Here is a 10,791-nt window from a genome sequence, read left to right on the forward strand (position 1 = left end):
TCCGCTCGACTTGCATGTGTTAAGCCTACCGCCAGCGTTCAATCTGAGCCATGATCAAACTCTTCAATTAAAAGTTTTTTTGACTAACCAAATTTACAAAGTAAATCCGATTAAGTCGGCTCAATGAATTCTGTACTTCAATAATAAAACCGAAGTCTTATTATTTATAAAACCAAATCTTTCGATTTAATTTAATGTTCACAATTACATTGATATAATTTTTGGTCATTATATCTCTGCAAGTGCTCACACAGATTGCTTGAATAAATTGTTAAAGAGCATTGACCTTGACGGCTTGCGTCGTAGTCAGGCTGCGTATTCTACGCAAACCGATTTTGAAGTCAAGCACATATTCATGCCTTATTCAGGAAGTTTAAAAAATAACCGAAGTTATTTTTTAAACACCTTACTGAACGACGTTTGCCGTGTCAGTGAGGCGCTATTATAGGGAAAACGAGTTGATAGGCAAGCATTTCATTATAAAGAGTTGAAAACACAATTAACTGGACAACTTATCTACATCTGCAGGTTAAATTTAATGCTGCCCATATATTAATGGCTAAATAACTATAATGTTTTCGCAAACAAACTGACTTTATCCCAATCGGTAAACTCAATATCTTTGCTTTTATCTGTACTACCGCCCGTGATCTTCATAATTAACTGGATAATCAGCGTTTGCCACCAATTATATTTTGAATACAGTAATGCGCCAGCAAATACCGCTTGTTGCTTTGGTACCCAATTCGACTTTTCTAAAAATGCCTGCATATACGCATTTGTTTCAGGGGTATTCTTTTCCGCTTTTCTTGCTGTTAAATTAACACAGAAGAAGCCATTCTCTTTTGCTTCAAGTTCTGCTTTATGCTTCGCTACAAATCGATACAGTTTTTTATTCAAGTGACCATAACGAACCGAAGCCCCAATAACGACTTTATCAAAAATAGCCATATCAATATGCTGGCATTCTTCAATAGTCATCACTTCACAGTGATATTTATTAGCAATAGACTTCTCGATAGCTTTAATTATCTTTAACGTTTGACCATCAACAGTCGAATACAATACGAGCATTTTTTTCATTATAGTTTCCACTTAACTACGCCAGAAAGCTGGGGTAAATAAAATTAATAAGGTAAAGACTTCTAAACGACCAAATAGCATGGCTACAACTAAAATCCATTTAGCACTATCATTGACATCACCAAAATGCACTGCAACTTGACCCATTCCCGGCCCTAAGTTATTCAAGGTGGCAACCACAGCCGAAAACGCCGACAGTTCATCCATTCCTGTCGCGACCAATGCCAACATACAAATAACAAAAACTAAAGCGTAAGCAGAGAAAAACCCCCAAACCGCATCAATAACACGATCGGGTAATACTTTTTTGCCTAACTTAATCTTATATACAGCACGCGGATGAACCAAGCGTTTCATTTCCCGCATGCCTTGTAAATAAAGTAATAGAATACGAACGACCTTCATACCACCACCAGTTGAACCGGCACAACCACCAATAAAACTTGAGAATACCAGCAGTACGGGTAAGAACAATGGCCAATCTTGGAAACTTGTCGTGGTAAAGCCAGCGGTAGTCGAAATAGACACAGCTTGGAATAATGCTTTATCCAATGCCATTTCAGGTGAGTCATAAACACCTTTGGCGAGTAGTATAAAGAAACAGATCGCAACAAGTGCCAATTGTACGAACAAGAAGGCCCGTAATTCAATATCACGAAAATAAGCGCCAGGTTTAAAACCTTTAATCGAGAATGCGGCAAAATGTAGCGAGAAATTAATCCCAGCAATAATTAAAAACACCACGGTGATCATATTAATTACCGGACTATCAAAATGTCCCATACTGCTATCATGGGTAGAAAAACCACCAATAGCAACGGTCGAAAAACTATGCGAAATAGCATCAAAGATGGTCATCCCCGCCAGCCAGAATGCCATCGCACAAATCACAGTAAGGCATAAATAAATATACCAAAGCGCTTTCGCAGTTTCGGCAATTCGTGGCGTCATCTTAGAATCTTTCACAGGCCCTGGTGTTTCAGCGCGATACAACTGCATGCCACCTATGCCTAAAACCGGTAATACAGCAACGGCAAGCACAATGATCCCCATGCCACCTAACCATTGTAGAAATTGACGATAAAACAATAACGCTTTAGGTAATTCATCAAGTCCAACAATAACAGTCGCGCCCGTTGTTGTGAGCCCCGAAAACGATTCAAAAAATGCACTGGCAACACTGAGATTCGGTTGTTCAGAAAGAATAAATGGTAATGCACCGATACTACCTAGTACCGTCCAAAATAAAACTACAATTAAAAAACCTTCTTTGGCTTTTAATTCTTTTTTATAATTACGATTTTGGTACCACAGGATACTGCCCAGAATGACACAAAAGGCAAAAGAATTAATGAAGACAAGACCACCACCATCCTTGTATATTGCCGCGATCAGTGCGGGGAATATCATCGTTACACTAAAAATGGTAACCAATATCCCAACAATTCTTAAAATTGCCCTGAATTGCATTATTATTTTTATCCCTAAATATTAATCGGCCACTTTGACATTAACTTGGCCATTGGTTTTATTTTTAACAGCGGTAATGAATGCTTGTGTGTGCCTTGCGTCAACATCAAGTTGCATCACGACTTGAGCACCATATTCGGCATGCTTTAATTTACCATTGTATACTGAAAATAAGCTATCTATCGCAGCTATTTGCGCATAATCACACGTTAAACTCAGTTCTGTATATATAAGGCATTCAATTGGTTCAATTACCTTCAATAGTTGCTGTACACCGCCAGCATATGCACGCACTAATCCGCCAGTGCCTAATTTGATGCCGCCGTAGTAACGCACTACCACCGCTGTCATTTCACCAACATTACTACCCAATAGACAATTTAGGATAGGTTTACCTGCCGTACCGGAAGGTTCTCCGTCATCACTAAAACCATATTGCTGGCCGTCACTCGGCCTACCAGCAACAAATGCCCAACAATGATGGCGGGCACTAGGGTGTTGCGCTTTCATCGCCCGCACAAATTGTTCAGCCATTTGGCGTCCTTTTGTCGGTGCAAGATAAGTAATAAAACGGCTTTTCTTTATTTCTTCGGTATATTCATAAGCCTGTTCTAAAACAAAATAAGGGCTAGTCGCTGTCATTTATATCCTGTGTATATTCTATTGTAGAGATGCTCACCGCTATTCTACTGTTATAGGCTTGTAGATAATAGCAGGTTCAGGATCACAAATTTTAAAAGTTAACTAATGGTCCATTTTATTTTATTAAGCAGCCATCAACAAACCGCTAATAATTAAAAACAGTTGTAAGCTGAACATTTTCAAGTGAATAACACCATGAAAGCATAAATTTAAGCATTAAACACTAATCGAATACTTAAACTAAGTACCTAAATCCAGTTTAAAAGGTAAATAAGTTATTTAGCGAATGTTAACCCTTTCAGCCCCACAACGTTCAGTGTACTACTTAGTGACTATTTTGTTGTGATTAAAGCATAAAAAAGTTAAACAGTCGTTTAAAATAAGTGTTGAAATATTGTTGGATTATAGACAGAATGAGATCAACCAGTACCCTACATAGCTGGTAAATAGCAAACGGAGCAGATGATCACCATCGCTTTAGCAAGGAGAAACGTAATGATTTACCAAGCCGAACAACTCTCGGTCACTCTATTAGAAGATGGCATCGCAGAATTAAAATATGACGCGAAGGGCCCTGTTAATAAATTTGATCAAGCAACATTACAAGCATTAACTGAAGCTGTAAAAGTATTACAGACTAATTCAGATATTAAAGGACTAATTCAAACATCAGGCAAAGGTGCGTTCATCGTTGGCGCTGATATCACTGAATTCCTCGATCTATTTAAACTACCTGACGCTGAACTACTCGGTTGGTTGGAACAAGCAAATGCAGTATTCAATGCGATTGAAGACCTGCCATATCCAACTATCTCGGCAGTTAACGGTCATGCACTAGGCGGTGGTTGTGAAGCAATTCTTGCGACGGATTTCCGTGTAGCAGACACAACAGCCCGTATCGGCTTACCTGAAACTAAATTAGGTATCATGCCTGGTTTTGGTGGCACAGTACGTTTACCACGTCTAATCGGTGCAGATAATGCAGTTGAATGGATCACAACAGGTAAAGATTATAAAGCACCTGCAGCCCTTAAATTTGGCACTGTAGATGCAGTTGTAGCACCAGAAAAATTACGTGATGCAGCACTCTCTATGATTAAAGATGCGATTGCAGGTAAATTAGACTGGCAATCTCGTCGTGCGCAAAAACAAGCGCCACTAGGTCTAAACAAAATTGAAGCGACAATGAGCTTCTCTACTGCACTTGGTATGGTATATGCGAAAGCAGGTAAACATTACCCAGCACCAACCGCAGCAGTAAAAGCTGTTGAAGCAGCAGCAAGAATGGATCGTACCGGTGCACTTGGTGTTGAAGCAGCAACCTTCATTAAACTTGCGAAAACAGATGCAGCACAAGCATTAGTTGGCTTATTCTTGAGTGACCAAGCATTAAAAGCGGGCGCGAAGAAAGCAGCAAAAGCAGGTAAAGCAACAAACAAGGCCGCAGTACTTGGCGCTGGTATCATGGGTGGCGGTATCGCTTACCAATCAGCAGTTAAAGGCACGCCAGTGATCATGAAAGATATCAACGATGCTGCATTAGATCTTGGTATGGCGACAGCGTCTGGTTTATTAACAACGCAACTTAAACGCGGTCGTATTGACGGCACTAAACTGGCGAAAGTTATTTCTTCAATCACCCCAACGCTAAGCTATAACTCAGTTGATGAAGCTGACATTATTGTTGAAGCGGTTGTTGAAAATCCAAAAATCAAAGCGGCAGTACTGGCTGAATTAGAAGATAACGTGAGTGCTGACACTGTCATTACTTCGAACACCTCGACTATCCCAATTAATGTACTTGCGAAGAGTCTAAAACGCCCAGAACAATTCTGTGGTATGCATTTCTTCAATCCAGTACACAAAATGCCATTAGTTGAAATCATCCGTGGTGAGAAATCATCAGATGAAACAATTGCGACGACTGTTGCATATGCAGCTAAAATGGGCAAAACACCTATCGTTGTAAACGACTGCCCAGGTTTCTTCGTAAACCGCGTATTGTTCCCTTACTTCTTCGGTTTCTCAAAACTAATCGCTGATGGCGCTGATTTTGTTGCTGTTGATAAAGTAATGGAAAAACAATTCGGTTGGCCAATGGGTCCTGCATATCTACTTGATGTTGTAGGTATTGATACAGGTCATCATGCTGCAGCTGTAATGGCAGATGGTTTCCCAGAACGTATGGCAAAAACAGACAAAGATTCTATTGATGTGATGTTTGACGCGACACGTTATGGTCAGAAAAATGGTGTTGGTTTCTATTCTTACGCGAAAGACCGTCGTGGTCGCGTACAGAAAACACCAGAAGCGAAAAGCTATGAACTACTTGCTGAAGTCGCTGGCGAAAAAACTGACTTTACTAAAGATGAGATCATTGCGCGTTGTATGATCCCTATGATTAACGAAGTTGTTCGTTGTCTTGAAGAAGGTATTGTTGCTACACCAGGTGATGCTGATATGGCACTTATCTATGGTATTGGCTTCCCTCCATTCCGTGGTGGTGTGTTCCGTTACCTAGATACTATGGGTCTAGATAAATACATTGAATTAGCGGATTCACTTGCTGATTTAGGACCACTTTACCAAGTAACTGATGGCTTGCGTCAACGCGCAGCTGACGGCAAAACTTTTTACTAAGACACGAACGAGGATAATAAAATGAGAGATGTAGTTGTAGTCGATTGTCTACGTACACCGATGGGTCGTTCTAAAGCCGGTGCATTCCGCCACGTTCGTGCTGAAGATCTATCTGCAAAATTAATGCGAGGCTTGCTTGACCGTAACCCTGAAGTTGATCCAAATGACATCGAAGATGTTTATTGGGGTTGTGTTCAGCAAACATTAGAGCAAGGTTTCAATATCGCCCGTAATGCTTCATTACTTGCTGGTATCCCAATCACAGCAGGCGCAACAACAGTTAACCGTCTATGTGGTTCATCAATGCAAGCTATCCATGATGCTACACGTGCGATCGCAATGGGCGACGGTGACGTAATGATCATTGGTGGCGTTGAGCACATGGGTCATGTGCCAATGAACCACGGTGTTGATTTCCACGTGGGTCTGGCTAAATCTACTGCGAAAGCAGCGGGTATGATGGGGCTAACGGCTGAGATGCTAGGTAAAATGCATGGCATTACTCGTGAACAACAGGATGCATTTGCGGTTCGTTCTCACAAGCTTGCCCAAGCAGCAACAGAATCAGGTCGTTTCAAACGTGAAATTCTACCAATTGAAGGTCACGATGCTGACGGCGTATTAAAATTGTATGATTTCGATGAAGTAATTCGTCCAGAAACATCAATGGAAAGCCTAGGTAACTTACGTCCAGTATTTGATCCTGTAAACGGTACCGTAACAGCGGGTACTTCATCTGCATTATCAGATGGTGCTTCTGCAATGTTACTTATGTCTGCAGACAAAGCCAAAGAACTGGGTCTTAAGCCTCGTGCCCGCGTTGTATCTATGGCTGTTGCTGGTTGTGATCCATCGATCATGGGGTATGGCCCTGTACCTGCAAGTAAGAAAGCACTTAAACGTGCAGGCTTAACAATTGATGATATCGATGTATTCGAATTAAACGAAGCATTCGCAGCGCAATCTTTACCTTGTGTTAAAGACCTAGGCTTAGAAGATGTTGTTGATACTAAGATTAACCTTAACGGTGGTGCTATCTCACTAGGTCACCCACTAGGTTGCTCTGGTTCACGTATCTCGACTACGTTAGTGAACGAACTTGAAGTGCAAGGCGGCAGATATGGTCTAGCGACTATGTGTATCGGTCTTGGTCAAGGTATCGCGACAGTATTTGAGCGTATCGAAGACTAATAACAACTGTACAAAAAATATGGTTCTTTAATCTATATCAAGCCAACTATCCCCATAGTTGGCTTTTTTATGTTCTTCTTAAAATGTTCTTCTTGAAATTTTACCCGCCAAGCTGTTCAATAGACATTACGCAATGTAAATAATGGATTGAGCATGAGTACAAAAAAGCAAATATTAGTGGTTGACGATGATGTTGAGATCAAAGAATTACTCAGTGAATATCTCGATCAAGCTGGTTTTTCCGTGTTAACCGCTGGTGAAGGCAAAGAGATGCAACGCGTATTAGCCACCAATACTCCAGATTTAATCGTCTTAGACGTGATGATGCCTGGTGATGATGGTTTTACTTTATGCCAAAAAATTCGCCGCACCTCACAAGTCCCTATTATTATGCTAACCGCAAACTCTGATGAAGCAGATCGCATTGTCGGATTAGAGATTGGTGCAGATGATTACATGGCAAAACCCTTTAGCCCGCGTGAGCTACTAGCAAGAATAAAAGCGCTATTACGTCGCTCAAGTTATACCAAGCCAACTCAAGGTCGCTATTTTGTTTTTGCCAATTGGAGACTTGATACATTAACACGTCAATTAATTAGTTTAATCGATAATAACGCGACGGAATTATCCGGCAGTGAATTTAATATGCTAAAACTGTTTGTATCAAACCCTAATCAAGTACTGAGTCGAGATGACTTGTCTGATGCAACACGAGGTCGAGAGGCGCTACCACTTGAACGTGGTATCGATATTCAACTTAGCCGTCTACGTCAAAAATTAGGTGATAACAGCAAAACACCGACCCTAATCAAAACTATCCGTGGACGTGGTTATGTTTTGATTACTGAAGTGTCTTATGACGATTAAAGAACATATTTACCGCCAACTACCTAGTTCACTGGTCTCGAGAATGCTATTACTGACGCTGTTATCCATTGCAACGGCGCAGTTTATTTCAACCAGCATTTGGTACAACTTCAGTAAAGACAAAGAGCTCGAAGGGTTAAAAAATACCGCCGAAGGTATGGCACAAAATATAGCTTCGACCGCCACATTTTTTAATTCACTACCATTACAATATCGCCATATCGTCTTAGAACAATTACGTGATTTTGGCGGCAGTCGCTATTTCGTGTCATTAAATGAAGTCGAAATAGCTATCGACCCCGTTGAAAATAGCGAAATGAAACGTGTGGTACTCAATGAGTTTCAACGAGTACTCGGTGATAAACTGGGTAATAATATCGTCATTAAAATGGAATTCTCGCACCCAAAAACCTTACATGTACTCAACAACGATACCCTATTATCAGAATTGCCGCGATCTTGGGCCCATTACTCACTGACTTTAGAACCGTTAAACCCACCGGTATTAGTCATCCAAATGATGCTAGCACCAGATGAATGGTTATATATCGCGGCATTATTACCAGCGCCTTATGTCTCACTTAATGACAACTTAGTGAGTAATGAACAACTATTTTTTATCTTTTTGATCACCGCCAATTTAATGTGGATGATTTACGTATTAGTACGCTGGCAAACCAAGCCCCTTAAAAATCTTGCCGCCGCCGCCGCGACGTTAAGCCAAGATTTAGATCAACCCTTACTCGCAGAGAAAGGGGCATCGGAATTAGTCATTGCCACCAAAGCATTTAATCGCATGCACTTGCGTATAAAACGTTACATCGACGATCGAGAACGCTTATTTCGTTCCATTTCTCACGATTTAAAAACTCCGATCACACGGTTACGCTTACGTGCAGAATTACTTAATGATGATGCTAAAACGGCCAAATTTAATAATGACCTCGATCAGTTAGAAATGATGGTAAAAGGCGCACTACAATGCGTAAAAGACACAGACATACATGAGAACAACGAACTCATTGATATTCAAGAGTTACTCTACGAAATTACCGAGCATCATAACTGCCATGAAGAGAAAGTCACCTTTGAGTTACCTAAAGTAACCATTCACTATCACGGTAAACCATTAGCCATTAAACGATGCCTGACCAATCTAGTTGAAAACGCGATCAAGTATGGTGACTTCTTGCACTTGATCGTTGAACAGCAACAAGAACACATTGTTATTTGCTTAATTGATTCCGGCCCTGGTATTCCAGAAGCGATGTTAGAAGATATATTCACGCCTTATACACGTATAGCCCAAGACACAGAAGGCTCAGGACTCGGACTTAGCATAGCCCGCAATATTGCCAGTGCACATGGCGGTACTCTCACCTTACACAATCGTGAAAATTCAGGATTAAAAGTGATATTAAGACTTCCCCACAAACCTTCATCACGAGCACTATCATGAAAATTAAGCGCAAGCACCTACTTATATCGCTTTATCTGTTATTTACAATGTCAGCAACAGCAAGCCAAGTAGAAGTATTACATTGGTGGACCTCTGGGGGCGAATTAGACGCGCTCAGTGAATTACAAGAAAAAGTAGAAGAGACTGGCAATACTTGGCTCGACGTTGCTATCGCAGGTGGTGGTGGTAACAGCGCACTAACCGTACTGCGTTCACGCGCCGTTTCAGGCAATCCACCGACAGCGGCATTAATTAAAGGGCCTAATATTCAAGAGTGGGCAAAATTAGGCTTTCTAACCTCACTAGATGACATAGCAAAACGTGAAAAGTGGGATGAAATACTACCTGAGTTCATTAAACCCATAATGCAATATCAAGGTCATTACGTGGCAGTGCCAGTTAATATTCACCGTATTAATTGGCTATGGCTTAATCAAGCTATATTTAACCAAGCCAAGATTACGATACCGACAGACCTCAACGAACTCATCGCCGCATTGCCACAACTAGAAGCAGCGGGATATCTACCGATTGCCCATACTTCAGAGCCATGGGCTGACGCGATCTTATTTGAATCCATTAGCTTATCGGTACTTGGCGCAGAGCAGTATAAACAAGCATTTGTCGATCTGAATCCACAAGTATTATCCTCACCAGCCATGATCAATGCTTTTGCTAAATTACGTGCTATGTCATTATATATTGATAAAAATGCCAAAAACCGCACTTGGGAACAATCCACTAAACTGCTGATTAATGACCAAGCAGCGATACAAATCATGGGCGATTGGGTCGCAGGTAAGTTACTCCAAGAGAAACAATCATTAAATACCAAGATCCGCTGTATTCAATTTCCAGGTAGTGAAGGAGCATTTAGTTATAATGTTGATAGTTTTGCTTTTTTTAAATTAAAAAGTGTATCTTCAGAAGTAAAACAAGCGCAGAAAACCCTCGCAAGTATTATCCTAACCCCTGAATTACAGCGTGATTTTAACGCTAGAAAAGGCTCATTACCGATTATTAATACAATGGATAAGAGCGATTTTAATGCGTGCACACTGCAAGCATATGCAGACTATCAACAAGCAAAACTGGACAATACATTGGTGCCAACCTTTGCACAGGCCATGGCAACGACAACTTATGTACAATCAGCTATAACGCGAGTTATTAGTAGCTTCATTTATGATAAAAGCATCAGTAATGAAACCGCTGTAGTGCAATTAACTAACGCGATAAAAGCAGCACAGTAGACATGATTATCTACCACATTTTATTTGGAGCGCAATACACATGCTAATATCATGGCAAAAACTGGCTTATTTAGCGGCTAACAGTAATTTTTTTATTGCCTTAAAAGCATTTATCGCCTCAATTACATTACTGATCCCTGGTTACTTTCTTGGCTTTTCTGAATTTTCGGTGACCGCAGTACTGGG

General features: G+C 40.7%; 8 protein-coding genes and 1 rRNA gene. 5 read left to right on the top strand and 4 right to left on the bottom strand.

The window, feature by feature from the left end:
* From QNK26_RS02525 to QNK26_RS02540, 4 genes are all read right to left on the bottom strand, one after another.
* Positions 1-70 (bottom strand): 16S ribosomal RNA (locus tag QNK26_RS02525); the annotation flags it as partial.
* A gap of 497 nt (positions 71-567) precedes the next feature.
* Positions 568-1,083, bottom strand: a complete 516-nt coding sequence (gene hemG / locus QNK26_RS02530; protein WP_319220692.1) for a menaquinone-dependent protoporphyrinogen IX dehydrogenase — start codon at positions 1,081-1,083, stop codon at positions 568-570.
* 12 nt (positions 1,084-1,095) lie between these two features.
* Positions 1,096-2,553, bottom strand: a complete 1,458-nt coding sequence (locus QNK26_RS02535) for a TrkH family potassium uptake protein (RefSeq protein WP_319220693.1) — start codon at positions 2,551-2,553, stop codon at positions 1,096-1,098.
* Positions 2,554-2,574: 21 nt separating this feature from the next.
* Positions 2,575-3,195 carry a YigZ family protein gene (locus QNK26_RS02540; protein WP_319220694.1) on the bottom strand — a complete coding sequence of 207 codons (621 nt, stop codon included), beginning with the start codon at positions 3,193-3,195 and terminating at the stop codon, positions 2,575-2,577.
* Between the two features lie 495 nt (positions 3,196-3,690).
* Between QNK26_RS02540 and fadB the strand changes: the two genes are divergently transcribed.
* The 5 genes from fadB (at position 3,691) to QNK26_RS02565 (ending at position 10,605) form a co-directional block, all read left to right on the top strand.
* Positions 3,691-5,835, top strand: coding sequence for a fatty acid oxidation complex subunit alpha FadB (gene fadB / locus QNK26_RS02545; RefSeq protein WP_319220695.1), 2,145 nt, complete (start codon positions 3,691-3,693; stop codon positions 5,833-5,835).
* A gap of 21 nt (positions 5,836-5,856) precedes the next feature.
* Positions 5,857-7,026, top strand: coding sequence for an acetyl-CoA C-acyltransferase FadA (gene fadA / locus QNK26_RS02550; protein ID WP_319220696.1), 1,170 nt, complete (start codon positions 5,857-5,859; stop codon positions 7,024-7,026).
* Between the two features lie 153 nt (positions 7,027-7,179).
* On the top strand, positions 7,180-7,893 hold the full coding sequence (locus QNK26_RS02555) for a response regulator (protein ID WP_319220697.1): 714 nt from the start codon (positions 7,180-7,182) through the stop codon (positions 7,891-7,893).
* Complete coding sequence (locus tag QNK26_RS02560; RefSeq protein WP_319220698.1) at positions 7,883-9,352, top strand: ATP-binding protein; 1,470 nt, start codon at positions 7,883-7,885, stop codon at positions 9,350-9,352. The genes QNK26_RS02555 and QNK26_RS02560 overlap by 11 nt, the downstream gene beginning before the upstream one ends.
* The gene (locus tag QNK26_RS02565) at positions 9,349-10,605 is read left to right on the top strand and encodes an ABC transporter substrate-binding protein (protein ID WP_319220699.1); all 1,257 of its coding nucleotides are present in this window, start codon (positions 9,349-9,351) and stop codon (positions 10,603-10,605) included. Before QNK26_RS02560 ends, QNK26_RS02565 begins: the two co-directional genes overlap by 4 nt.
* The last annotated feature ends 186 nt before the right edge of the window (positions 10,606-10,791 follow it).

The sequence above is a fragment of the Moritella sp. genome (genome assembly GCF_033791185.1).
Classification (GTDB): Bacteria; Pseudomonadota; Gammaproteobacteria; order Enterobacterales; family Moritellaceae; genus Moritella.